This window comes from Microbacterium hydrocarbonoxydans (genome assembly GCF_023715885.1).
GTDB lineage: Bacteria > Actinomycetota > Actinomycetes > Actinomycetales > Microbacteriaceae > Microbacterium > Microbacterium hydrocarbonoxydans_C.
Window position 1 is genome coordinate 133,658 of the sequence record NZ_JAMBOY010000007.1, and the last position, 25,601, is coordinate 159,258.

At 68.2% G+C, this 25,601-nt stretch carries 19 protein-coding genes and 1 tRNA gene; 15 read left to right on the top strand and 5 right to left on the bottom strand.

The features are described 5' to 3' along the window. The first annotated feature begins 37 nt into the window (after positions 1-37). Both M3195_RS16165 and M3195_RS16170 read left to right on the top strand, forming a co-directional pair. Positions 38-694, top strand: coding sequence for a 2-phosphosulfolactate phosphatase (locus M3195_RS16165; RefSeq protein ID WP_251589076.1), 657 nt, complete (start codon positions 38-40; stop codon positions 692-694). Positions 695-735: 41 nt separating this feature from the next. Beyond that, positions 736-1,248 carry a DUF3054 domain-containing protein gene (locus tag M3195_RS16170; RefSeq protein WP_251589078.1) on the top strand — a complete coding sequence of 171 codons (513 nt, stop codon included), beginning with the start codon at positions 736-738 and terminating at the stop codon, positions 1,246-1,248. 29 nt (positions 1,249-1,277) lie between these two features. Here the strand turns inward: M3195_RS16170 and M3195_RS16175 are convergent, their stop codons facing one another. From M3195_RS16175 to M3195_RS16190, 4 genes are all read right to left on the bottom strand, one after another. After that, positions 1,278-1,766, bottom strand: a complete 489-nt coding sequence (locus tag M3195_RS16175; protein ID WP_251589080.1) for a SprT-like domain-containing protein — start codon at positions 1,764-1,766, stop codon at positions 1,278-1,280. Positions 1,767-1,856: 90 nt separating this feature from the next. Further along, positions 1,857-2,384, bottom strand: coding sequence for a hypothetical protein (locus M3195_RS16180; protein ID WP_251589082.1), 528 nt, complete (start codon positions 2,382-2,384; stop codon positions 1,857-1,859). Between the two features lie 101 nt (positions 2,385-2,485). After that, positions 2,486-3,346 carry a spermidine synthase gene (locus M3195_RS16185; protein WP_251589084.1) on the bottom strand — a complete coding sequence of 287 codons (861 nt, stop codon included), beginning with the start codon at positions 3,344-3,346 and terminating at the stop codon, positions 2,486-2,488. A gap of 30 nt (positions 3,347-3,376) precedes the next feature. Beyond that, positions 3,377-4,639 carry an LCP family protein gene (locus M3195_RS16190; protein WP_251589086.1) on the bottom strand — a complete coding sequence of 421 codons (1,263 nt, stop codon included), beginning with the start codon at positions 4,637-4,639 and terminating at the stop codon, positions 3,377-3,379. A gap of 157 nt (positions 4,640-4,796) precedes the next feature. Here M3195_RS16190 and M3195_RS16195 point away from each other — a divergent pair, with 157 nt between their 5' ends. The 11 genes from M3195_RS16195 to rpoC all read left to right on the top strand — a co-directional run bounded on the left by M3195_RS16195 (position 4,797) and on the right by rpoC (position 23,643). Continuing rightward, positions 4,797-6,092, top strand: a complete 1,296-nt coding sequence (locus tag M3195_RS16195) for a sugar ABC transporter substrate-binding protein (protein ID WP_096713420.1) — start codon at positions 4,797-4,799, stop codon at positions 6,090-6,092. Between the two features lie 22 nt (positions 6,093-6,114). Further along, complete coding sequence (locus M3195_RS16200; RefSeq protein ID WP_251589088.1) at positions 6,115-7,092, top strand: carbohydrate ABC transporter permease; 978 nt, start codon at positions 6,115-6,117, stop codon at positions 7,090-7,092. After that, complete coding sequence (locus M3195_RS16205; RefSeq protein WP_251589089.1) at positions 7,089-7,922, top strand: carbohydrate ABC transporter permease; 834 nt, start codon at positions 7,089-7,091, stop codon at positions 7,920-7,922. The genes M3195_RS16200 and M3195_RS16205 overlap by 4 nt, the downstream gene beginning before the upstream one ends. Beyond that, complete coding sequence (locus M3195_RS16210) at positions 7,919-9,430, top strand: glycoside hydrolase family 3 protein (RefSeq protein WP_251589090.1); 1,512 nt, start codon at positions 7,919-7,921, stop codon at positions 9,428-9,430. The genes M3195_RS16205 and M3195_RS16210 overlap by 4 nt, the downstream gene beginning before the upstream one ends. 14 nt (positions 9,431-9,444) lie before the next feature. Further along, positions 9,445-10,320, top strand: coding sequence for a MurR/RpiR family transcriptional regulator (locus M3195_RS16215; RefSeq protein WP_251589091.1), 876 nt, complete (start codon positions 9,445-9,447; stop codon positions 10,318-10,320). A 153-nt stretch (positions 10,321-10,473) separates the two neighbouring features. After that, complete coding sequence (locus M3195_RS16220; protein WP_251589092.1) at positions 10,474-12,147, top strand: ABC transporter substrate-binding protein; 1,674 nt, start codon at positions 10,474-10,476, stop codon at positions 12,145-12,147. A gap of 81 nt (positions 12,148-12,228) precedes the next feature. Continuing rightward, positions 12,229-13,233, top strand: coding sequence for an ABC transporter permease (locus tag M3195_RS16225; RefSeq protein WP_251589093.1), 1,005 nt, complete (start codon positions 12,229-12,231; stop codon positions 13,231-13,233). 46 nt (positions 13,234-13,279) lie between these two features. Then, positions 13,280-14,245 (top strand): ABC transporter permease, encoded by a 966-nt coding sequence (locus M3195_RS16230; RefSeq protein WP_251589095.1) that lies wholly within the window; start codon positions 13,280-13,282, stop codon positions 14,243-14,245. Beyond that, a complete protein-coding gene (locus M3195_RS16235) occupies positions 14,242-15,963 on the top strand; it encodes an ABC transporter ATP-binding protein (RefSeq protein WP_251589097.1) in 1,722 nt (573 codons plus the stop codon). Before M3195_RS16230 ends, M3195_RS16235 begins: the two co-directional genes overlap by 4 nt. Positions 15,964-16,183: 220 nt before the next feature. After that, complete coding sequence (gene rpoB, locus M3195_RS16240; protein ID WP_251589098.1) at positions 16,184-19,684, top strand: DNA-directed RNA polymerase subunit beta; 3,501 nt, start codon at positions 16,184-16,186, stop codon at positions 19,682-19,684. An 83-nt stretch (positions 19,685-19,767) separates the two neighbouring features. Further along, complete coding sequence (gene rpoC, locus M3195_RS16245) at positions 19,768-23,643, top strand: DNA-directed RNA polymerase subunit beta' (protein WP_096714353.1); 3,876 nt, start codon at positions 19,768-19,770, stop codon at positions 23,641-23,643. Between the two features lie 63 nt (positions 23,644-23,706). Here rpoC and M3195_RS16250 read toward each other — a convergent pair whose 3' ends face one another. After that, the gene (locus M3195_RS16250) at positions 23,707-24,294 is read right to left on the bottom strand and encodes a hypothetical protein (RefSeq protein ID WP_251589099.1); all 588 of its coding nucleotides are present in this window, start codon (positions 24,292-24,294) and stop codon (positions 23,707-23,709) included. Between the two features lie 84 nt (positions 24,295-24,378). On the opposite strand from M3195_RS16250, the gene M3195_RS16255 reads away from it, so the two are divergent. Both M3195_RS16255 and M3195_RS16260 read left to right on the top strand, forming a co-directional pair. Then, positions 24,379-25,302, top strand: a complete 924-nt coding sequence (locus M3195_RS16255) for a carbohydrate kinase family protein (protein WP_251589100.1) — start codon at positions 24,379-24,381, stop codon at positions 25,300-25,302. An 86-nt stretch (positions 25,303-25,388) separates the two neighbouring features. Next, positions 25,389-25,470, top strand: a tRNA-Tyr gene (locus M3195_RS16260). The last annotated feature ends 131 nt before the right edge of the window (positions 25,471-25,601 follow it).

Sequence of the window (25,601 nt, forward strand, 5' to 3'; positions counted from 1 at the left end):
GCGGCGCGAGGGTGACGTCGCGCTCTAGGCTGGACGGATGCCGACTCCCTTCGACCAGTCCACGTATCAGGTGCGCCTCGATTGGGGCGTCGAGGGACTCGGCCGGCTGGCCCCGGCCGACGTCGTCGTGGTGGTCGACGTGCTGCGCTTCTCGTCGACGGTGGCGGATGCCGTCGCCGCCGGCGCGACCGTGTCGCTCGCCGACGCGGGGGAGTGGTCGCGCAACGGCGCGGCTGTGGCCGCTGCAGCGGAAAGGGCGACGGTCCTCCTCGGCAGTGTGCGCAACGCGGGTGCCGTCGCGCGGGCGATCGCCGTCGAGCAGGAGCGACGGCAGGCCCGCACTTCGGTCGCCGTGATCGCGGCGGGCGAGCTCGACAGCACGGGAGGACTCCGCTTCGCCGTGGAGGACCACCTCGGTGCGGGTGCGGTCATCGCCGCCCTCACCGATCTGGGCATCGACCACACCGCCCCGGATGCCGCGGTCGCGGCCGAAGGGTTCCGAGCCCTTCGCCGCGCGCTGCGCCACATGCTCAGCGCGAGCGGTTCGGCACGGGAGATCGCGGTCGGCGTACCCGCCACCGACCGCATGACGGCTGCGGGATTGAGGCCGACCACCGCGACGGAGGCTGCCGAGCTCGACGCGATCGACGCGGTCCCGGTGCTGCGCGACGGGGTGTTCCTCGCCTTCGCGTGAGTCTCGCGAGCGATCCGCCGACCTGGTCGTAGGGTCGTGGCATGAGGTTCGTCCCCGCCTTCGTCCTCGACGCCGTCTTCGTGCTCGTCTTCGCCGTGATCGGGCGAGCGTCTCACCAGGAGGATGCCGCGGGCTTCCTCGTCACGGCCTGGCCGTTCCTCGTGGCCCTGCTGCTCGGGCATCTCACGGCGGCACTGCTGCCGGGTCGCCCGCGGCGGCCGTGGTCACTGGCGTGGGGCGCGGTCGTGTGGGTCGTGACTGTTGTGGGCGGCGTGCTTCTGCGCGTCGTCTCCGGCGATACGGCACAGGTCGCGTTCATCATCGTCGCGACACTGGTCCTCGGGGTGCTGCTGGTCGGGTGGCGCGCTGTGGCAGCGCTGCTCCGACGTCGGTCGAGTGCGCGGGCGGCCCATGCTCCCGCCGGTGACGACGATTCGCTCGACGGCGCGACCGAGCACACGGATTCTGCGTCGGACGAGGACACCGGTGCATCACAGCCGGCGGCGTCGGACGATGGCCCCGCGGAGCACGATCGCGATCCTCGTCGCGACTGAGCGCTCTCCGCAGACTGGCTCTGGCGGGCTCAGCGAGACATCTGCGCCGCGAGCCGGGTGTCGGCGGTGATCTCGCGACGGGTCCAGGCGAAGAGGTGCCGCGCGTCGAAGGTGCGTGAGCAGCGGGCGCACGACGTCGCGCGCGATGGCCGCCGGTGGCGGTACGTCACGTGTCCGGCCGGGCATCGGCCGACCCACGGAGCGAGCTCGACGGCGGTCTCGCCGTGGTGAGTCGTGCCGCCGACGTAGCCGAGGTCGCGCGCCACCCGCTTCCACACCGGTCCGTGCGCGGCGGCGTGCCCGGCGAGCGCATGGGCGACCTCGTGCAGCAGCACCTGATGGATCTCGTCGTCGTCGAACCGGGCAGCCAGATACCGCGACACCGTGATGCGCTTCTTCGAGTAGTCGCACTGGCCCGCGCGGCGCTTCGCGTGGTCGAACCCGAACGACCAGCTGTCGTCGAGGTGCATCGAGATGAGTGCTTCGCCCCAGACGCGCACCCGCTCAAGTTCCGCCATGCGCTCAGGCTAAGCCATGCCGCCGACATCGCGGCGGCATCCACACGGACGCCGCCGCGCGGCATCCGTCCGTCGAGACGTCGAGCAGGGTCAGCCCGCGAGCAGTTCCGATGAGCGACGGCGCTCGGCCGCCTCGATCGCGAGCAGCACGGTCTCGAGCTCGCGGTCGTCGGCACCGGCCTCGCGACGCAGGAAGAGCGACTGCTTGAAGCTCTCCCGCGCCGTGTCGTAGTCGCCGGCCTCGTAGGCGTTGCGGCCGTGGTGGTGGTACGCGAACGCCGCGATCGACAGCCACCGCTGACCCTCCGCCTCGGTCGCGCATGTCGCCAGCTCCTGCTCGGCAGCGGCGTGGGCTCGGCGATGCTGCAGCACGGTCGCGTGCAGCACGCGCGCGCGGAGCACGTCCTTCCGCGTGCCGGCCATACGGGCCTGGCGCACGGTCTCGTCGGCGACGGCGAGCGCATCGTCGAGGCGGTTCAGCACCTTCAACAGCCACACCCGCTCCAGCAGAGCGGGCAGGCTGCGCTGGTCCGAGATCTCCTCCAGGCGTGCCGCGCATTCATCGAGATCGACCAGTTCGCGAAGACTCTCGTGGTCGTATCCACGGATGAAACTCATTGCTCTCCTCTCGCAGCATCCCCCGACCAGTGTGCCCTCCGTCGGAGCCCCAGCCGGGGCGGCACGCCCCGAGTCGCCGCATCCGATCGATCGGTCGATGCTCAGCGCAGGAAGAGCGAGGCGTCCGGACGCGGCGAGGCCACGGCATCCGCGTCCGTCACGACGCGCGCGCCCTGGATGAACGACGACACCTCAGCGCCCTGCGCGATCTTCGCCGGGTGCGGTCCTGCTGCCAGCATGCGCGGCAGCCATTCCGTCGGCAGGGGGGAGGCGGATGCCGCGATGACGAGGTTGCCGAAACGGCGACCCTTCAGCACCTGGGTGTCGGCGAGGATGCCGATCTCGGGCAGCACCTCGGCGATCGTGGCGACCTGCCTGCGCGCGAACGCGAGACCGGGGCCGTCGGCGACGTTCACGAGCAGCACACCGGTGGGCGCGAGCAGGGCACGCAGCTCGCGGTAGAACTCGACGCTCGTGAGGTGGGCCGGAGTCTGCGCGCCCGAGTAGACGTCCGAGACGACGAGGTCGCACGACCCCTGCAGTGCGGCGGGCAGGCGGCCGATACCCTCCCTGGCGTCGCCGATGCGCACCCGGACCGCGGCATCGCGGGGCAGCGGAAGATGCTCCTTCACGAGAGCGGCGAGCGGTGCCTCCCATTCGATGACCTGCTGCCTGGAGCCCGGCCGGGTGGCCGCCACATAGCGGGGGATGGTGAGCGCGCCCGCCCCGAGATGCAGCGCGGTGAGAGGTCCCTCGGGCAGCTGGTCGATCACCGCGCCCATCCGCACGATGTACTCGAAGTGCAGGTGCGTGGGGTCGTCGAGATCGACGTGCGACTGCGGGGTGTCGTCGACGATGAGCTCGAAGCCGCTCGTGAAGTCGGACGGGATGATGCGGGCGATGCCGCCGTGGTCGAGGCGGGTCTGCGGATGCTCGGTGTCGCGCGCTCTCGTCCTGCCCATGCTCCGAGACTACGCGCTCGTTCGCGTCGGTCAGCGGGACTGGTTGCCCACCGAGCACGTCTCCTGGTCGACGCTCTGCCCGGAGATCTCGGGAGGGAGCGTCGCACGCGGAGCCTCGGTGGGCGCGGCTGTGGCCGGCGCTTCCTCGGTCGGCGCCGGCTCCGTCGGCTCGACGAGTTCGACGCTCTGATTCGTCGCCACGTCGCCCGACAGCGAGACCGGCTCGCCCGCCGCGAGAGCCGCCCACAGGGGCTCTGCCGCCCGCTCGTCCGGCACGACTTTGATGCCCGGGTTGTCGGGGTCGTCGAGATTGGGGTACTGCACGAACACGAAGTCCGAGAACCGCACGTCCTTGAGCGCGAGGGCGAGCTGACTGAGCGTCAGCGGGTTGTTCAGCGACTGGCTCGGAACGATGTTGTCGGCGACGGTGTTCGCGAGCCGCAGCACGGTCGACGGATCGGTGAGCGTCTCGGCGCTGAGGATCTTCTTCGCCAGTCGCGACATGTACTGCTGCTGATTGGAGATGCGGGCGAGGTCGCTCTCGTCGCCGACGCCGTGGCGGGTGCGTATGAACGCGAGAGCGTCCGCGCCCGAGACCGTGTGGGTGCCGACGGGGAGGTCGATGCCGGCCTGAGGGTCGCGGATTCCGTCGCCCGCGACGCATACCTCGACGCCGCCGATCGCGTCGGTGATCTCGATCACGCCGTCGAAGCTGATCTTCGCGGCGAACTCGATCGGAATGCCGCTGAGGTCGGTGATGGTCTTCGCGATGCACGAGATGCCGGCGTGGTCGAACAGCGAGTTCATCGGCGCCTTCGACATCGACGAGGCGGTCGAGCCGTCGTCTCGCGTGCACTCGGGGACGCGCACCATCAGGTCGCGCGGAAACGACACCACGGTGACGTTTCGGGGTGCGGCCGACACGTGCACGAGGAGATTGACGTCGTTGCGGATGCCGTCGTCGGCCTCCTCGCACCGCTCGCCGAGGAGCTGGGTGGTGATCTCGCCGCACTCGTCCGTCCCGACGACGAGGATGTTGAACGCCTTGTCGTCCGGATAGGCGCCCAGTGCCGGCGGAGCGGCGTCGCCGCCGTCCTCGAGGGCGACGGCGCCGTCGCCGGTGCGGTTGAGGAGGTCGGCCGCGACGAAGCCGCCGATGGCGATGGCCGATACCAGAAGCACGCTGAGCGAGATGCCCAGGATCTTCAGGAAGGATGAGAGAGCCGTGGGCGTCGGCAGGGTCGCGTGGCGTGCGACGGTCGATCTTCTCGTGTCATCCAGGGCGCCTGACATGCGGCAGAGCCTACTCGGCGAGCCTGACGAAGAGCGATGTTACGGGTGCATGACGTTTCCGAGAGGAACTTGCAGGGAATTAGTTAGTCGTGAATACTTTTTCCTACGTGGTAGGCAGCACCCGAGCCCGCCAGGACGTTCAAAGAGGAGATCCCTGATGCATAAGCGCATCCTTCCGGTCGTGGCGCTCGGCGCTGTGGCCACCCTGGGCCTGGCGGCCTGCGCCGGCGGAGCCGGTGACGACAACGGCGGAGCGGTCGACGGCGAGGGCCAGGAGCTCACCGTCTGGATCATGAAGGGCACCAACCCCGACTCCAGCGCCTTCTACGACGAGGTCTCCAAGGCTTTCGAGGACGAGACCGGTGCGACCGTCACCATCGAGGAGATCCAGTGGGCGGACGCCCACGACCGGTTCGTGACCTCGATCGCCGGCGGCACCACCCCCGACATCGCCGAGACCGGCACCACCTGGACCGCGGAGTTCGCCGACGCCGGTGCTCTCGAGCCGCTCGACGAGTACGTCGACGCCGAGAAGGGCCTGCGCGACGACCTCGTGGAGGGCCTCGCGGTCGCCGGCACCTACGACGACGAGCTGTACGGCATGCCCTGGTACGCCGGCGTCCGTTCGCTCGTCTACCGCACCGACGTGTTCGAGGAGCTCGGTCTCGAGGCTCCGAAGACGTGGGACGACATCGTCGCCGCCGGTGAGGCCATCAAGGCCGCCAAGCCCGACATGCTCCCGTTCCCCGTTCCGGGTGACGCCGAGTTCCAGGTCTACCCCTGGGTCTGGGGCGCCGGTGGCGAGGTCGCCACGCAGGACGGCGGCGAGTGGACCAGCGAGCTCGACAGCAAGGAGTCCCAGGCCGGAATCGAGTTCTACACCGGACTCGCGACCGAGCACGGCTTCTCCTCGGCGGGTGCCACCACCTGGAAGGAGACCGACCTCCGCGACGCCTTCACGCAGGGCAATGTCGCGATGATGCTCTCCGGCTCGTGGACCCCCAAGGCCCTCATCGAGGCCGCCCCCGACCTCGACGGCAAGATCGGCGCCGCCGTGATCCCCGGTGAGGACGGCGGCATCGCTCCGTCCGTGCTCGGCGGATCGCACCTCTCGGTGTTCAACACGACGAAGAACGCCGATCTCGCGTGGCAGTTCGTCAAGCTCATGACCACGGGCGAGTTCGCCGAGAAGTGGGCGGACGAGACCGGTTACTTCCCCGGCGTGCAGTCGGCGATGGAAGAGGCCCTCGCCTCGACCGACCCGCTCGTCGCTCCGTTCGCGGAGCAGATGGTCGAGGGAGGCGCTTCCGTGCCGGTGACGCCGAACTTCGGTGCCGTCCAGGCCAAGAAGACCACCAACGCCATGATCCAGGCCATTCTCAGCGGGCAGAAGGACGTCGCCACGGCGACGAAGGATGCCGCTGCGGAGATGACCGAGCTGCTCAACCAGTAAGACAGTTAGGCAATATCACCCCATGTCGATGGTGCACGCGCCACTGCCGGTCGCGGAGGCGGAGTCCAGCTCCGCCCCCGTGGCCGGCGGCCGGCCGAAGAAGCGAGGCCTCTCGCTGATCACGGCTCGCCCCTGGCTCCTTCTCGCTCCCGGGCTGATCATCCTCGCGGTGCTCATGCTCTGGCCGCTCGTCCAGGTGGTCATCTACTCACTGCAGGACTACGGTCTGCGTGAGATCAACACGGGGGAGAGCAACTGGATCGGCCTCGGGAACTACGTCGAGGCGCTCACCAACCCGACGCTCTGGACGGTGGTGCTGCCGAACACCGTCGGCTTCGCAGCCGTCGCCGTTTTCGTCACGGTCGCCGTCGGCACGCTCGTGGCCCTGCTGCTCGCTCGCCTCGGCCCGGTGTGGCGCACCATCGTCTCCAGCTGCATCATGGTCGCGTGGGCGATGCCCGCCGTGACCGGCACGTATGTCTGGACCTTCATCTTCGACGCCGACCGCGGCATCTTCAACACCGTGCTGCAGAACCTCGGCCTCATCGACGGGGCTGTGAACTGGTTCACGAACCAGTGGTCGTTCTACGGCATCGTGCTCCTCAACGTCGTGCACCACGGCTTCCCGTTCGTGGCGATCACGGTGCTCGCCGGCCTCCTCGGCGTCTCCAAGGAGATGCTCGAGGCTGCGGCGCTGGACGGCGCGAACGCCTGGACGCGCTTCTGGAAGATCATCTTCCCGACTCTCAAGCCCGTCTTCTCGGTCGTCATCATCCTGTCGACGATCTGGGACTTCAAGGTCTTCGCGCAGGTCTACCTCATGCCCGGCGGAGGCGGGGGCAACAGGCAGGTCCTCAACCTCGGCGTCTGGTCGTACGTGGAGTCCTTCGGGCAGAACCGCTACGGCTTCGGCGCGGCGCTCGCCGTGCTGCTCACGCTCGTGCTGATCGGCATCACGATCGTCTACATCCGATCCCTCATGAAGGAGGACGAGCTGTGAACCCGCGCCCCAGGCTCCGCTCGCGCATCGGCGTCGGGATCGGCGTCGCCGCCGTCCTGATCTTCACTCTGTTCCCCGTCTACTGGATGGTCTCCAGCGCCTTCGACAAGAAGGCGTCGTCGGGAGGTCAGTCGCTGCTGCCGCAGGAGTTCAGCTTCGACAACTTCGCCTTCGTCCTGACCGAGGGCGGCTTCGGCACCTACCTCCGCAACTCGGCGATCGTGGCGCTCGTGACCGTGCTCGTGAGCGCGCTCGTGTGTCTGCTCGCCGCCGTCGCGGTCGCGCGGTTCAAGTTCAAGTTCCGCACGACGATCCTCATGATGATCCTCGTGGTGCAGATGGTGCCGCTCGAGGCGCTCGTGATCCCCCTCTTCCTGCAGGTCAAGAGCCTCGGGCTGCTCAACAGCATCCTGGGTCTGATGGTCGTCTACGTCGCGCTCTCGCTGGCCTTCGGTATCTGGATGCTGCGCGGCTTCGTCGCCGCGGTGCCCGTCGAGCTCGAGGAGGCCGCGTACATCGACGGCGCGAGCTGGTGGCGCATGTTCCGCTCGATTCTGCTGCCGCTCGTGATGCCGGGCCTCGTCGCGACCAGCATCTTCAGCTTCATCACCGCGTGGAACGAGTTCATCTTCGCGATGACGATCCTCGGCGCGCAGACCGACCAGTACACGGTGTCGATCGGTCTCAAGTCGTTCTTCGGCCTGTACGCCAACGACTGGGGCAGCATCATGGCCGCGTCGACCATCATCACGGTGCCGGTCATGATCTTCTTCGTCATCGTGCAGCGCCGTCTGTCGGCAGGCATGGTCGCGGGAGCGGTGAAGGGATGACCGACGAACTCGAGCGCCTCGCGAACGGCGTGCTCTGGCCCGGATTCTTCGGAACAGAGGCGCCGGAGTGGCTGCTCGCCGAGCTGCGCGACGGCCTCGCCGGAGTCGTGTACTTCGGACAGAACGTCGGCGACGGGCTCTCCGGGCTGAGCGATGCGATCCTCGCGGCGAATCCTGCGGCGCTGATCGGCATCGACGAGGAGGGCGGCAGCGTCACCCGTCTCGAGTCGGCGACCGGGTCGACCCTGCCTGGAGCCGCCCAGCTCGGTCGCGTCGACGACGTCGAGGCGACGAGGGCGACCGGTGCGGAGCTCGCCAGGCGGGTCACCGCGATCGGCGGCAACGTCGTGCTCGGTCCCGTGGCCGACGTCAACACCGATCCGCGCAACCCGGTGATCGGCGTTCGTTCGTTCGGCAGCGACGAGGCGCTCGTCTCGCGGCACGTCGTGGCCGAGGTCGACGGCATCCAGTCCGCAGGCGCGGCCGCGTGCGTCAAGCACTTCCCGGGCCACGGCGACACGCACCTCGATTCGCACCACTCGCTCCCCGAGATCTCCCTCGACATCGAGGAGTTCGAGCGCGTGCACCTCGCTCCGTTCCGCGCCGCGATCGAAGCCGGCGTCGACAGCATCATGACCGCGCACATCGTGGTTCCCGCGTGGGGCGCCGAACCGGCCACGCTCAATCCGCGGGTGCTCGGGATGCTGCGCGACTGGGGCTTCGAGGGCGTCATCGTCACCGACGCCCTCGACATGGCCGCCATCCGCGAGACCGTGGGGCTCGGCGGGGGAGCGGCCCGTGCCCTCGCGGCCGGCGCCGACCTGCTCTGCATCGGCAACCCCACCAACCCAGGAGACGCCGCGGCATCCGACCAGGACGAGCGCGACTTCCACGCGGCTCGCGACGGCATCGTCGCCGCAGTGCGCGACGGGTCGCTGTCTCACGAGCGCGTCGAAGAGGCCGCCCGACGGGTGGCTCGCCTCGCACAGACGCTGCAGGCGAGGGATGCCGCGCCGCACCCCTCAGTGCCCTTCGATGCGGTCGGCATCGTCGGCAGGGCCGTCACGGGCGCCGAGGGCGAGGCGGAGGCGCTGTCCGTCGTCGACGCACGGCGGCGATCCTCCCTCGCGGTCGACAGTGCGGCCGGCTACGTCGCGGCCGCGTTGGCCGGCGGCGGCCACCGGGTGCGGCTGGACGTCGCCCGGACCTCCGTCGAGGAGCAGGATGCCGCTCTGGACGCGGCCGTCTCCGCGGACGGGCGGACCGTGCTTCTCATCGACAGGCCCGACGCCGACCGCGCCCAGCGCGAGCTCGTCGAGAGGGCTGCGCGGCGGGACCGGGATGCGGTCGTCGTGAACGTCGGGCTCACGCCGGAGGCGGCGCTTCCGCTCCCGGTCGTCGAGGTCGGAGCAGCGAGCCGGGTCGGCGCCGAGGTGGCGCGGGCACGTCTGAGCACCGCATCCGCTCCGCCGGTTTCGTCATCGGAGGGCGCAGAACGCCCCGTCTGAGGCAGGATGGCACCGTGGACGCTGACGTTCTCGCGCTGGTGCGCCGATCCGTTCCCCGACTGAGTGCTGCCGAGGCACGGGTCGCGGAGACGATACTCGGCGACCCCACGCTCGTCGTCGACCTCGCCATCAACGACCTCGCGCGGCTCTGCAGCACCTCGCTGTCGACCGTCGCGCGGTTCGCGCAGTCGCTGGGCTTCAGCGGCTACCGCGAACTGCGCGTCGCGGTCGCCCGCACCGTGACGCTCGCGCAGGCGCAGCAGGCGCGGTTCGGCCTCGACACGACCGCGATCGACCGCGACGACGAGCCGGCCGCGATCGCCGCCAAGCTCGCCGCACAGGAGATCGACGCGATCGAGAAGACGGCGCGCGGACTCGATGCCGCGGCCCTCGACCGGGCGGCTCTGGCCATCGTGGGCGCCCGGCACATCGAGGTCCTCGGCCAAGCGTCGTCTTCGCTCACCGCCCAGGACCTTCAGCAGAAGCTCTCCCGCATCGGCTGTTCGGCCGCGCACTCGTCCGACCCTCACCTGTCGCTCACGGCGGCCTCGATCCGCACCGCCGACGACGTCGTCGTCGCGATCTCGCACGGAGGAGAGACGCAGGAGGTCGTTCGGGGCGTCGAGGTCGCCAGGGATGCGGGGGCTCTCACCGTCGCCATCACGAGCGTCTCGGACTCGTCGCTGGCCATCGCCGCCGACGTCGTGCTGCTCACCCACGCGCAGGAGTCGCCGTTCCGCATGGCGGCGATGTCGAGCCGCATCGCACAGCTCGCGCTGGTGGACATCCTGTTCGTGCGGGTCGTGCAGCACCGAGGCGAGCCGGTCGTAATCCCGCTGCAGCTCACGCACGAGGCCGCCGCGCCCCGACGCCGCGCCTCCGGTCGCTGAGTCCTCATTCGCGGTCAGTCGATACCCGATTGAGATGAATCGGTGATTGGCATCCGTGGATCCGCTGGGTAGCTTCGAAGGAATCACCGTGAGCCGGGGCGAACACTCCCCGATCGCGCAACGCAGCGCCCCACAGGGAAGGTCATTCTTCACATGCACCACTCGATCACACGCCGGCGAGGCCTCATCGCCGTCTCCGGAGCAGCGCTCGCGGCGCTGGTCCTCTCAGGATGCGTCGCCAGTCAGCGCGACGACGGCGACGGCGGAGCATCCGGCGACGTCGACGGCACGTTCGTCTTCGCGGCGTCGTCCGACCCGGCGAGCCTCGACCCCGCGTTCGCGCAGGACGGTGAGACCTTCCGCGTCTCCCGCCAGATCTTCGAGGGACTCGTCGGCACCGAGCCCGGCACGGCCGACCCCGCTCCGCTCCTCGCGGAGAAGTGGGAGTCGTCGGAAGACGGCATGAGCCACACGTTCACCCTCAAGGAGGACGTGACCTTCCACGACGGCACACCCTTCAACGCCGAGGCGGTGTGCGCGAACTTCGACCGCTGGTACAACTGGACCGGTCTCGCCGCCTCCGAGGCGCTGGGGTACTACTACAACAAGCTCTTCAAGGGCTACGCGTCCGATCCGACGAACGCCGTCTACAAGTCGTGCACGCCCGACGGCGACTACTCGGTCACGATCGACCTCAACAAGCCGTTCGCCGGCTTCGTCGCCTCTCTCTCGCTCCCCGCGTTCGGCATGCAGAGCCCCTCCGCGATGTCGGAGTTCGGCGCCGACGACGTGAGCGGCACCGCCGAGGCGCCCGTGCTGTCCGAGTACGCCATGGGTCACCCGGTCGGCACCGGCCCCTACCAGTTCGAGGAGTGGGCTCCGGGCGAGCAGGTCACGCTCAAGGCCTACGGCGACTACTGGGGCGAGGCGGGCCAGGTCGACGAGATCATCTTCCGCACCATCGACGACCCGACGGCCCGCCGTCAGGCTCTCGAGTCCGGCTCGATCGACGGCTACGACCTCGTCGGCCCCGCCGACACGAAAGCCCTCGAGGACGACGGCTTCACGATGGTCTCGCGCCCGCCGTTCACGATCCTCTACCTGGCGTTCAACCAGGCGATCCCGGAGCTTCAGGACCCCAAGGTCCGTGAGGCGCTGTCGTACGCGATCGACAAGGACGCCCTGATCAGCCAGGTGCTCCCGGAGGGCACCGAGAAGGCGATCGAGTTCGTGCCCGACACCGTCAACGGCTACAACGCCGACGTCACGACCTATGACTACGACCCCGAGAAGGCGAAGCAGCTGCTCGCCGAGGCCGGCTACAGCGAGGCGAACCCCCTGTCGCTCGACTTCAACTACCCGGTCAACGTCTCGCGTCCGTACATGCCGGACCCCGAGCAGATCTTCACGGTGCTGTCGTCGCAGCTCTCCGAGGTCGGCGTGCAGACCACGCCCGTCTCGGAGGAGTGGGTCGAGTACCTCGACCGCACCACAGGCACGTCCGACCACGGCATCCACCTGCTCGGCTGGACCGGCGACTACAACGACACCGACAACTTCGTCGGCGTGTTCTTCGGTCAGCAGAGCTCGGAGTGGGGTTTCGACAACCCCGAGCTGTTCCAGAAGCTCACCGAGGCGCGCGGCGTCGCCAACCTCGACGAGCAGACGGCGCTGTACGAGGACATCAACGAGATGGTGGCGCAGTTCATCCCGGGTGTGCCGCTCGCGCACCCGGCGCCCACGCTCGCGTTCGACCCGCGCGTCGAGAGCTACCCGGCCAGCCCGGTGAACGACGAGGTCTTCACGGACATCGTCCTCACCAAGTAACGGCCACCGGCCTGACGACCGGCCGTCGAGCGAGCAGCCCTCGCTCGGCGGCCGGATCGTCGGCCGATGATAGGAGTTCTCGTGCTGCGCACCATCGGCAGGCGACTGCTGTTCCTCATCCCCACCCTGATCGGCCTCAGCATCCTGCTGTTCGCCTGGGTGAGGGCCCTGCCCGGCGGCCCGGCCGTCGCGCTTCTCGGCGAGAAGGCGACCCCCGAGGCCATCGAGCGAGTCAACAAGCTCTACGGATTCGACAGACCGATCCTCGAGCAGTACTTCGTCTGGGTCTCCCGCCTCTTGCAGGGAGACTTCGGGACGTCGATCCAGACGAACCGGCCCGTGATGGAGGAGTTCTTCCGGCGGTTCCCCGCGACGATCGAGCTGAGCGTCACGGCTCTCATCTTCGCGGTGGGTGTCGGCATCCCGCTCGGGTACTGGGCCGCCCGCCGGCACGGCAAGTTCACCGACCACGCCTCGGTCGTGCTGAGCCTCGTCGGCATCACCATCCCGGTGTTCTTCCTCGCCTTCATCCTCAAGTACGTGTTCGCGGTGCAGCTCGGCTGGCTGCCGTCCGACGGCCGGCAGGATCCGCGCATCGACGCGACCCACGTCACCGGGTTCTACGTGTGGGACGGCATCATCACCGGCGAGTTCGACGCATCGTGGGACGCCATCCTGCATCTGATCCTCCCCGCGCTCGCGCTGGGGACCATCCCGCTCGCGATCATCGTCCGCATCACGAGGGCCAGCGTGCTCGAGGTGCAGAACGCCGACTTCGTGCGCACCGGCCGCGCGAAGGGCGTCGGGTCGACGACCCTGCGCAACCGGTTCATCCTCCGCAACGCGATGCTGCCGGTCATCACGACGATCGGTCTCCAGACCGGTCTTCTGATCTCGGGGGCCGTGCTCACCGAGACCGTGTTCGCCTTCCCGGGTATCGGCTCGTTCCTGGCGAGAGCGATCTTCACGAGGGACTTCCCGGTGCTGCAGGGGTTCATCATCTTCATCGCCATCGCGTACGCCCTCATCAACCTGGCGGTCGACGTGTCGTACAGCCTGATCGATCCGAGAGTGCGGGTGCAGTGATGACCGGCGTGACCCACCCGAACACCCACCGAGAGGAGGCGGTGTCGTGAGCATCTCACTCCCGCCCGCCCAGGGCCCCTCGGCCGCCGGCGGCGAGGTCGTCGACACCGTCGCGGTGGCCCAGGCCGGCATCAAGGAAGGCCCCGGCGGCTTCTGGCGCGACGTCTTCCGTCGCCTGCGTCGCAACCCGACGGCGTGGATCGGAGCAGCCATCGTGCTGGCTTTCGTCCTCGTCGCGGCTCTCGCGCCCGTCTTGGCGCCCTACCCCGAGACGGCACTGCCCGGCGCGAAGAACATCACCCCGACGTACATCCCCGGGCCGGGCGAACTGCCGGGGTTCCCGCTCGGGCTCGACCGCTTCGGCGGCGACGTGCTGTCGAAGCTCATCTGGGGTGCTCAGGCCTCGCTGCTCGTCGGCGTGGTCTCGACCGCGCTGGGTCTCGTCGGCGGAATGCTGCTCGGACTCATCGCAGGCACGTTCGGCGGCTGGGTCGACACGGTCATCATGCGCGTCGTCGACATCATCCTGTCGGTGCCGAACCTGCTGCTCGCGGTGTCGATCGCGGCGATCCTCGGACAGACGCCGTTCGCGGTCATGATCGCGATCGGAGCCTCTCAGGTGCCGATCTTCGCCCGCCTGCTGCGCGCCTCGATGCTGCAGCAGCGGTCGAGCGACTACGTGCTCTCGGCGCAGACCCTGGGTCTCGGCCGAGGCCGCATCACGATGTCGCACGTGCTGCCCAACGCGATCGGCCCGGTGATCGTGCAGGGAACCCTGACGCTCGCGACCGCCGTGATCGACGCCGCCGCCCTGTCGTTCCTCGGACTCGGCGGCGGACGCCCCGAGACGGCCGAGTGGGGACGCATGCTGACCTACGCGCAGGACGAGCTGGCGATCGCGCCGTGGCTGGCCTTCCTCCCCGGTATCTGCATCGCGGTCACCGCGCTCGGCTTCACCCTGTTCGGTGAGGCGCTGCGCGAGGCCATGGACCCGAGGACGAGGGCGCGATGAACGACGAAGGCGTCATGGAACGGAACAAGGAGAATCGGATGCCGAGCGCTCCGCTGCTGTCGGTCGAAGGCCTCGCCGTCGACTTCGCCACCATGGACGGCGTCGTGCACGCGGTGGAGGGGGTGGACCTCGAGATCGCGCCCGGCGAGACCGTCGCGATCGTCGGCGAGTCGGGATCGGGCAAGTCGACGACCGCCATGGCGATCATCGGCCTGCTCGCGGGCGGAGGCCGCGTGGCCGCCGGCAGCATCCGTCTCGACGGCCGCGAGATCGCGCACGCCTCGGAGAACGAGCTGCGCACGATCAGGGGTCGCGATATCGGCATGGTCCCGCAGGACCCGATGTCGAACCTCAACCCGGTCGCGAAGATCGGCACGCAGGTCGCCGAGACGCTGCTCGCGCACGGCCTCGCCACCCGGCAGAACGTGCAGGAGAAGGTGGTCGAGGCGCTGAGCGCCGCCGGTCTGCCCGACCCCGAGCGCCGGGCCAAGCAGTACCCGCACGAGTTCTCGGGCGGTATGCGGCAGCGAGCACTCATCGCGATCGGCCTGGCCTGCAAGCCGCGTCTGCTCATCGCCGACGAGCCGACGAGCGCGCTCGACGTCACCGTGCAGCAGACGATCCTCGACCAGATCGGCGCGATGACGCGCGAGCTCGGCACCGCCGTGCTGCTCATCACGCACGACCTGGGCCTCGCGGCGGAGCGCGCGGAGCGCGTCGTCGTGATGCACCGCGGTCGCGTGGTGGAGCAGGGGCCGGCCAGGCAGATCCTCGAGGCTCCGCAGCATCCGTACACACAGTCGCTCGTGAAGGCGGCGCCGTCCGTCGCCGCCGCACGGCTGCGCCCGGAGGCGTTCGAGGTCGCCGACCGTTCGGAGATCGATCGGTCGTTGAGCGAGGAGCGCAGCGACGAGACGAAACGCGGCCCCGCCGACAACATCGTCGAGATCGAGAACCTCACCAAGGTGTATCCGGTGCGCGGGCAGAAGGACGACTTCGTCGCGGTGAACGACGTGTCGCTCGCGATCCCGCGCGGCGAGACGGTGGCGATCGTGGGGGAGTCGGGGTCGGGCAAGACCACGACCGCGCGGATGCTGCTGAAGATCATCGAGCCGACCAGCGGTCTCATCCGCTTCGAGGGCAAGGACGTGTCGTCGCTCAGCAGGGCGGAGACGAAGGACTTCCGCCAGCGGGTGCAGCCGATCTTCCAGGATCCGTACTCGAGCCTGAACCCGATGTTCACGATCGAGCGACTCATCTCCGAGCCGCTGGACTTCTATCGGCGGGGGAGCGGAGCGGATCGCCGCAAGCGCGTGCGGCAGTTGCTCGACGACGTGGCGCTGCCGCAGTCGATGCTCACGCGCTACCCGTCAGAGCTGTCCGGCGGGCAGCGCCAGCGCGTCGCGGTCGCCAGGGCGCTCGCCCTGTCACCCGACCTCATCGTGTGCGACGAGCCGGTGTCGGCTCTCGACGTGCTGGTGCAGGACCAGATCCTCACGCTGCTCGGCGACCTGCAGCGCGAGTACGGCCTGAGCTACCTGTTCATCTCGCACGACCTCGCGGTGGTCCGCCTGATCAGCGACTACGTGTGCGTGATGAAGGACGGGGTGCTCGTGGAGGCCGCCTCCTCGGAAGAGATCTTCACGAACCCTCGGGACCCGTACACCCGGCGTCTGCTCGCCTCGATCCCGGGGAACGAGCTGAACATCGCCTCCTGACGACTGGATCCTGACCGGTTCCGGATGCTTTTACCGCAGCATCCGGAATTGGTCAAGGATTGAGCTTGCCATGTCGCACAATCGCGTCTATAGTTGGTAGTTGCGCTCGCTTCTCCGTGCCCTCATATGGTGGTCGGCATCCGTTGAGCTTCTGAGCGCGCAACTCCACCTGACGACAAAGGAATCGAGAAGCCCTGCGGGGCTCACGGAGGTTATTCCCTTGGCTGCTGCTCGCAACGCATCCACATCCACCACCACCAAGAACGGACGCGGAGCATCCCGCCTCTCGTTCGCCAAGATCTCCGACACGCTGACGGTCCCCGACCTTCTCGCCCTGCAGACCGAGTCCTTCGGTTGGCTCGTCGGCAACGACGCCTGGAAGGCGCGTGTCGAAGAGGCCAAGCAGGCCGGTCGCACCGACGTCAACGAGGTCTCCGGACTCGGCGAGATCTTCGAGGAGATCTCCCCGATCGAGGACCTCGGCGAGACGATGCAGCTCTCGTTCACGAACCCGTACCTCGAGCCCGAGAAGTACTCGATCGAGGAGTGCAAGGAGCGCGGCAAGACCTACGCCGCCCCGCTGTACGTCGAGGCCGAGTTCATGAACCACCTCACCGGTGAGATCAAGACTCAGACGGTCTTCATGGGCGACTTCCCGCTGCAGACCGACAAGGGCACGTTCATCATCAACGGCTCCGAGCGCGTCGTCGTGTCGCAGCTCGTGCGCTCGCCCGGTGTCTACTTCGACAAGACCCCCGACAAGACGTCCGATAAGGACATCGTGTCGGCGCGCGTGATCCCGAGCCGCGGTGCATGGCTCGAGTTCGAGATCGACAAGCGCGATCAGGTCGGCGTCCGCATCGACCGCAAGCGCAAGCAGTCGGTCACCGTCTTCCTCAAGGCCCTGGGCATGTCGAGCGAGGAGATCCTCGCCGAGTTCGCCGGCTTCCCCTCGATCGAGGAGACCCTGGCGAAGGACACCATCGTCACCAAGGAAGACGCGCTGCGCGACATCTACCGCAAGCTGCGTCCGGGCGAGCAGGTGGCCGCCGAGGCCGCTCGCGCGCTCCTCGACAACTTCTACTTCAACCCGAAGCGCTACGACCTGGCGAAGGTCGGCCGGTACAAGATCAACCACAAGCTCGGTCTCGACGCCCCGCTCACCGACTCGGTGCTCACGGTCGAAGACATCGTCGCGACGATCAAGTACCTGGTCCGCATCCACGCCGGTGTCGAGTCGTTCGACGGCATCCGCTCGGGCAAGCAGGCCGAGATCCGCATCGCGACCGACGACATCGACAACTTCGGCAACCGTCGCATCCGCGCGGTCGGCGAGCTGATCCAGAACCAGGTCCGCACCGGTCTGTCCCGCATGGAGCGCGTCGTCCGCGAGCGCATGACCACGCAGGACATCGAGGCGATCACGCCGCAGACCCTGATCAACGTGCGCCCCGTCGTCGCCGCGATCAAGGAGTTCTTCGGAACCTCTCAGCTGTCGCAGTTCATGGACCAGAACAACCCGCTCGCGGGTCTGACCAACAAGCGCCGTCTCTCGGCTCTCGGCCCCGGTGGTCTGAGCCGTGACCGCGCCGGCGTCGAGGTCCGTGACGTCCACCCCTCGCACTACGGCCGCATGTGCCCGATCGAGACCCCGGAAGGCCCGAACATCGGTCTGATCGGCGCTCTCGCGACCTTCGCGCGCATCAACTCGTTCGGCTTCATCGAGACGCCGTACCGCAAGGTCGTCGACGGTGTCGTCACCGAGCAGATCGACTACCTCACGGCATCCGAGGAGGTCGACTTCAACATCGCGCAGGCCAACGCGCCGCTCGATGCGAAGGGTCGCTTCCGCGAGAGCCACGTGCTCGCACGCCCCAAGGGCGGCAGCGGTGAGGTCGACCTCTTCCTGCCGGAGGAGATCGGCTACATCGACGTCTCGCCGCGCCAGATGGTGTCGGTCGCGACCTCGCTCGTGCCGTTCCTCGAGCACGACGACGCGCAGCGCGCGCTCATGGGCGCCAACATGCAGCGTCAGGCCGTGCCGCTGCTGCGCAGCGACTCGCCGCTCGTCGGAACCGGTATGGAGGGCTACACCGCCATCGACGCCGGTGACGTGATCACCGCCGAGAAGGCCGGTGTCGTCTCCGAGGTCTCCGCCGACCGCGTCGTCGTCATGCTCGACGAGGGCGGCACGCAGGAGTACCACCTGCGCAAGTTCGACCGCTCGAACCAGGGCACGTCGTACAACCAGAAGGTCGTCGTCAGCGCCGGTGAGCGCGTCGAGGTCGGAGAGGTCATCGCCGATGGCCCCGCCACCGAGAACGGCGAGCTGGCCCTCGGCAAGAACCTCCTCGTCGCGTTCATGACGTGGGAGGGCTACAACTTCGAGGACGCCATCATCCTCAGCCAGGATCTGGTGAAGGACGACACCCTCTCCTCGATCCACATCGAGGAGTACGAGGTCGACGCCCGCGACACGAAGCTCGGCAAGGAGGAGATCACCCGTGACCTCCCCAACGTCAGCCCCGAGCTCCTGAAGGACCTCGACGAGCGCGGCATCATCCGCATCGGCGCCGAGGTCCGCCCCGGCGACATCCTCGTCGGCAAGGTCACGCCGAAGGGCGAGACCGAGCTGTCGGCCGAGGAGCGCCTGCTCCGCGCGATCTTCAACGAGAAGAGCCGCGAGGTCCGTGACACCTCCCTGAAGGTGCCCCACGGTGAGCAGGGCACGATCATCGCCGTCAAGGAGTTCAACGCCGAGGACGGCGACGACGAGCTCGGCTCCGGCGTGAACCGCCGCGTCGTGGTCTACATCGCCCAGAAGCGCAAGATCACCGAGGGTGACAAGCTCGCCGGCCGTCACGGCAACAAGGGTGTCATCGCGAAGATCCTGCCGATCGAGGACATGCCGTTCCTCGCCGACGGAACCCCGGTCGACATCGTCCTCAACCCGCTCGGCATCCCCGGTCGAATGAACTTCGGCCAGGTCCTCGAGACCCACCTCGGGTGGATCGCGAAGCAGGGCTGGAAGGTCGAGGGCACCCCCGAGTGGGCCGTCAAGCTGCCCGAGCAGGCGCTCGAGGCGGCACCGGGCACCAAGGTCGCCACCCCGGTGTTCGACGGTGCGAGCGAGGAGGAGATCTCCGGTCTCCTCGACTCGACGCTCCCGACGCGCGACGGTGTGCGCCTGATCGACTCGAGCGGAAAGACGCAGCTGTTCGACGGTCGCTCCGGCGAGCCGTTCCCCGCGCCGATCTCGGTGGGCTACATGTACATCCTGAAGCTGCACCACCTGGTCGACGACAAGATCCACGCGCGTTCGACCGGCCCGTACTCGATGATCACCCAGCAGCCGCTCGGTGGTAAGGCGCAGTTCGGTGGTCAGCGCTTCGGTGAGATGGAGGTGTGGGCCCTCGAGGCCTACGGTGCGGCATACGCGCTCCAGGAGCTCCTCACGATCAAGTCCGACGACATCCTCGGCCGCGTCAAGGTGTACGAGGCGATCGTCAAGGGCGAGAACATCCAGGAGCCCGGCATCCCCGAGTCCTTCAAGGTGCTCATGAAGGAGATGCAGTCGCTCTGCCTGAACGTCGAGGTCCTCTCGGCCGACGGCACGGCTGTCAACCTCCGCGACACCGACGACGAGGCCTTCCGCGCAGCGGAAGAGCTCGGAATCAACATCTCCAGCCGCTTCGAGGCCGCCTCGATCGACGAGATCTAAACGCCTCGACGGGCTCAGCGCCGCATCGCCGCTGAGCCCGCCGAAGCCCGATTTCTCAAAAGAATTCCGACACAGGAGAACTAGTGCTCGACGCAACAACCTTCGATGAGCTTCGCATCGGCCTGGCCACCGCTGACCACATCCGCGCGTGGTCGTACGGCGAGGTCAAGAAGCCTGAGACCATCAACTACCGCACCCTGAAGCCGGAGAAGGACGGCCTCTTCGGGGAGCAGATCTTCGGCCCCTCCCGCGACTGGGAGTGCGCCTGTGGAAAGTACAAGCGCGTCCGCTTCAAGGGCATCGTCTGCGAGCGCTGCGGCGTGGAGGTCACCAAGTCCTCCGTCCGTCGTGAGCGCATGGGCCACATCGAGCTCGCCGCACCCGTCACCCACATCTGGTACTTCAAGGGCGTGCCCTCGCGCCTCGGCTACCTGCTCGACATGGCGCCGAAGGACCTCGAGAAGGTCATCTACTTCGCCGCCTACATGGTCATCTCGGTCGACGAGGAAGCTCGTCACCGCGACCTGGGCACGCAGGAGAACAACATCCGTCTCGAGCTGAAGACGCTCGGCGACCGCCGCGACTCGAAGATCGCGGAGCGTCTGGCCAAGCTGGAGGAGGAGCTCGCCGCTCTCGAGGCGGAGGGTGCCAAGGCCGACCAGAAGAAGAAGGTCAAGGACGCCGCCGAGAAGGAGATGTCGCTCATCCGCAAGGGTGCCGACGAGGCGATCGCCAAGCTCGAGCGCGTGTGGGAGGACTTCCGCACGCTCGAGGTCGGCGCACTCCGCCCCGAGGACGACGTCTTCCACGAGCTGCAGGACCGCTTCGGTCAGTACTTCGAGGCCTACATGGGCGCGGAGTCGATCCAGCGTCGTCTGCAGTCGTTCGACCTGGCCGCCGAGGCGGAGAGCCTGCACCTGCAGATCTCCGAGGGCAAGGGCCAGCGCAAGATCCGTGCGATCAAGCGCCTCAAGGTCGTCAACTCGTTCCTGGAGACCGGCATGAGCCCGGCCGCTATGGTCCTCGACGTCGTGCCGGTGATCCCGCCGGAGCTGCGCCCGATGGTGCAGCTCGACGGTGGCCGCTTCGCGACCTCCGACCTGAACGACCTCTACCGTCGTGTGATCAACCGCAACAACCGTCTTCGTCGTCTGATCGACCTCGGCGCTCCCGAGATCATCGTCAACAACGAGAAGCGGATGCTGCAGGAGGCCGTCGACGCGCTGTTCGACAACGGCCGCCGCGGTCGTCCCGTCACCGGTACCGGCAACCGCGCCCTGAAGTCCCTCAGCGACATGCTGAAGGGCAAGCAGGGTCGCTTCCGTCAGAACCTGCTCGGCAAGCGCGTCGACTACTCTGGCCGTTCGGTCATCGTCGTCGGCCCGCAGCTGAAGCTGCACCAGTGCGGTCTGCCCAAGCAGATGGCTCTCGAGCTCTTCAAGCCGTTCGTCATCAAGCGTCTGATCGACCTCGGTCACTCGCAGAACATCAAGGCTGCGAAGCGCGCCGTCGAGCGCACCCGTCCCGAGGTCTGGGACGTGCTCGAGGAGATCATCCGCGAGCGCCCCGTGCTGCTGAACCGTGCGCCCACGCTGCACCGCCTCGGCATCCAGGCGTTCGAGCCGCAGCTCGTCGAGGGCAAGGCCATCCAGCTGCACCCGCTCGTCTGCGCGGCGTTCAACGCCGACTTCGACGGTGACCAGATGGCCGTGCACCTGCCGCTGTCGGTCGAGGCTCAGGCCGAGGCCCGCGTGCTGATGCTCGCGTCGAACAACATCCTGAAGCCGTCCGACGGCCGCCCGGTCACCCTGCCTTCGCAGGACATGATCATCGGTCTGCACCACCTGACCACGGTCAAGGAGGGCGCAGCCGGTGAGGGTCGCGCGTTCGGCTCCGTGGGCGAGGCGCAGCTGGCGTACGACGAGGGCACGCTCGACCTGCAGGCGAAGGTCCGCATCCGCATCCCGGGTCTGGCCTTCCTTGAGGGCGAGGCTCCCGAGGGCTACGAGAAGCACGGTCTGGTCGACGCGTCGCTCGGTCAGGCGATCTTCAACGACGCGCTGCCGAAGGGCTACCCCTTCGTCCGCGAGCAGGCCGACAAGGGCAAGCTGTCGCAGATCGTCAACAAGCTGGCCGAGGAGTACCCCAAGGTCGAGACGGCGGCGACGCTGGACCGCATCAAGGACGCCGGTTTCTACTGGGCCACGCGCTCGGGTGTGACCGTCGCGCTCAGCGACATCCTCACCCCGCCGAACAAGGCGGAGATCGTCGCCGGCTACGAGAAGCAGGCCGCGAAGGTCCAGTCGCAGTACGAGAAGGGCCTCACGACCGACGCCGAGCGTCGTCAGGAGCTCATCAAGATCTGGACCGAGGCGACCGACGAGGTCCAGGCTGCGATGAAGGCGCACTTCCCGCAGGACAACACCATCAACCGCATGGTGTCGTCGGGTGCTCGTGGTAACTGGCTGCAGATCCGGAACATCGCCGGTATGCGCGGTCTCGTGAACAACCCCAAGGGTGAGATCATCCCCCGTCCGATCATCTCCTCGTACCGCGAGGGTCTGTCGGTGGCGGAGTACTTCATCGCGACGCACGGTACCCGTAAGGGTCTCGCCGACACCGCTCTGCGTACCGCCGACTCGGGTTACCTGACCCGTCGTCTGGTGGACGTCTCGCAGGACGTCATCATCCGCGAAGAGGACTGCGGCACGTCGAAGGGCCTCGAGCTCCCGATCGCCGCTCCGAACGCCGCGGGCGAGCTGGTGCGCGACGCGAACGTCGAGAACTCGGTGTTCGCCCGTACCCTGGCGTCCGACGTCGTCGACAGCAAGGGCGAGGTCCTCGCCGCTGCCGGTGACGACGTGGGCGACGTGCTCATCGACAAGCTGGTCGCCGCCGGTGTCGAGACCATCAAGGTCCGCTCGGTCCTGACCTGCGACTCCGCCGTGGGTGTCTGCGCGCAGTGCTACGGCCGTTCGCTGGCGACGGGCAAGACCGTCGACATCGGCGAGGCCGTCGGCATCATCGCGGCCCAGTCGATCGGTGAGCCCGGTACCCAGCTGACGATGCGTACGTTCCACACCGGTGGTTCGGCATCGGCGGATGACATCACCCAGGGTCTGCCGCGTGTGCAGGAGCTCTTCGAGGCCCGTACCCCCAAGGGTGCGTCGCCGATCGCCGAGGCCGACGGCCGCATCACGATCGACGAGACCGACAAGGCCAAGAAGGTCATCCTGACGCCCGACAACGGCGACGAGCCCGTCGTCTACCCGGTGCTGAAGCGTGCGACCCTCCTCGTCGAGGACGGCCAGCACGTCACGGTCGGTCAGCCCCTGCAGGTCGGCACGCTCGACCCCAAGGAGGTCATGCGCGTCATGGGTGCCCGCGAGGTGCAGCGTTACCTCGTCGGCGGCGTCCAGGGCGTCTACCGCTCGCAGGGTGTGCCGATCCACGACAAGCACATCGAGGTCATCGTCCGCCAGATGCTCCGCAAGGTCACCGTCGTCGATCACGCCGACACGACCCTGCTGCCGGGTGAGATGGTCGACCTCAAGCGCTACCAGTCGATCAACCGCGAGGCCGTGGCAGAGGGCAAGCGCCCCGCGTCGGGTCGTCCGGAGCTGATGGGTATCACGAAGGCGTCGCTCGCGACCGAGTCGTGGCTGTCGGCCGCGTCCTTCCAGGAGACGACCCGCGTGCTCACGCAGGCCGCCATGGAGGGCAAGCGCGACCCGCTGGTCGGTCTCAAGGAGAACGTCATCATCGGAAAGCTCATCCCCGCCGGAACCGGTCTCTCGAAGTACCGCGACGTCACGGTCGAGGCCACCGAGGAGGCCAAGAGCGAGCGCTACCCGAACCGGATCTTCGCATCCGACGGGGCGTACGCCGACGGCGACTTCGGCTACGTCGACTTCGACGCGTTCTCGACGGACGACATCACCCCCGGTACCTACAACTGAGGTACTGAGTGACTGAGAAGGCCCCGGGCATCAGCCCGGGGCCTTCTTCGTGCGTGCGGCGCGTCAGTCGAAGAGGTGCGCGATGATGCTCGAGGTGTAGCCGGTCGGCGCGAGGTTCGAGTACCGGGTGTCGATGAGGATGTCGTCGCGCCAGAACAGCGTCCGACCGTCGGTCACGGGGTACTGCTCGTTCTGCCAGGTCTTCTCGCAGCGCGTGCCGCCGTCGGGGGTGAAGCACGAGAAGCCCTCGTTCGCGACGAGTGCGTTGAGCATGTCTAGGGCCGGGCCACGGTTCATGCGCGAGATGGTGGTGACGAGACCGCTGGTGTCGGCACGCGGGTCGCGCCAAATGCAGGTGAGGGTGCCGTCTTCGCCGACACCGGACGGGCCGAACGCGGCGTCGTTCAACGGCGTCTCGCCGAGCTGCGAGAGGACGTCCTCGGAGAGGATCGCGCGGCAGTCGGTCGGCAGTTCGACGGCGTCGGCCGTGGGCGTCGGGGTGGGTGTGGGGGAGGCGGTCTCGTCGGGTGAGGCGCTGGATGCCGAGGGCGAGGGTTTCGCGTCGGACCCGGCGGGCGTGTCCGCTCCGCAGCCGGTGACGGCGACGAGGAGCACCAGGGCAGCCGCACCGGCGGCGAGTCGTCCGTTCATGCGCTCACCGTACCGCCCCGGGTCTCGGGCGGCAGGCGGACATGCCGCCGCACGGGGCGGGTGGTGACCGGTAGTGTCGGCGGAATGAGCACTGATTCCTCCGCGTCCGTCGTCGTGATCGGCGATGCTCTCATCGACGAGATCCACGATGCCGGTGGCGTCCGCGAACTGGTCGGCGGCGCCGCCCTGAACGTGGCCGTCGGTCTGCGGCGGTTGGGCGTGCCGACGACGCTGATCGCCATGGTGGGCGACGACGAGGCGGGCGCGCACATCCGCGAGTACCTCAGCGATCACGACGTGCGTCTGATCGAGAGCGAGGCGCCCCTCGGTTCGTCGCGCGCGATCGTGCAACGGGCCGCCAACGGCGAGCCCGTGTACCTGTTCAACGAGGCGGCGCAGCGGCGCAGCATCCGATATTCCGACGAGGCGCGCACCGCGATCGCCGATGCCGCGCTCGTCGCGGTGAGCTGCTTCCCCTTCGACGTGCCGGCCGAGGTGGACGCACTGGTGGATGCCGTCGCCGGCGCGCGGCTCGCGATCGATCCGAACCCGCGGTCGGGGATGCTCAGTGACCGGACGGAGTTCGTGCGCGGCTTCGAGCGGGTTGCCGCGGATGCCGAGATCGTGAAGGTCGGCGGTGACGACGCGGCGCTGCTCTACGACGGCGACCTCGACGCGCTGCGCGAGCGCCTGCGGGGGTTCGGCATCAGCGCGGTGCTCGCCACGGCCGGTGCCGACGGCGCAACGCTGGAGTCGCATGCCGGGGCCGTGCACGCACCGATCTCGTCGCTCCCGGGGCGCGTCGTCGACACCGTCGGTGCCGGCGACGCGACGCTCGCCGCCGTGGCGGCCGGGCTGGTCGACGGGACCCCGACCGACCGAAAGGGCTGGCTCGCCCTGCTCGAGCGCGCGATGGATGTCGCCGCGGCGACCGTCCGTGCCGAGGGTGGTCTGCTGCGTACGCCGGAGTCGCTGCGCGAGGGGGAGAAGGGCGTGCACGGCAGCTGACCACTCGATTTCTCCGGCCCGCCGCATCCGGGTATGATTATGACTCGTGCCCCCGGTTGGCTGTCGAAGTCGGACGGGCGCGCAACGGCGAGTTACCCAAGCGGCCAAAGGGATCTGACTGTAAATCAGACTGCACTGCATTCGGGGGTTCGAATCCCTCACTCGCCACCGATGTGTTGAGTCGCGACATAGGCGACGTGTGAGTCGCGACATAGGCGACTAGTTGGAGGAAGAGCTCGGCCATCGGCCGGGCTCTTTCTGCGTGTTGCGCCAGTAGGTTTTGGTGGGGTCGATGGTGT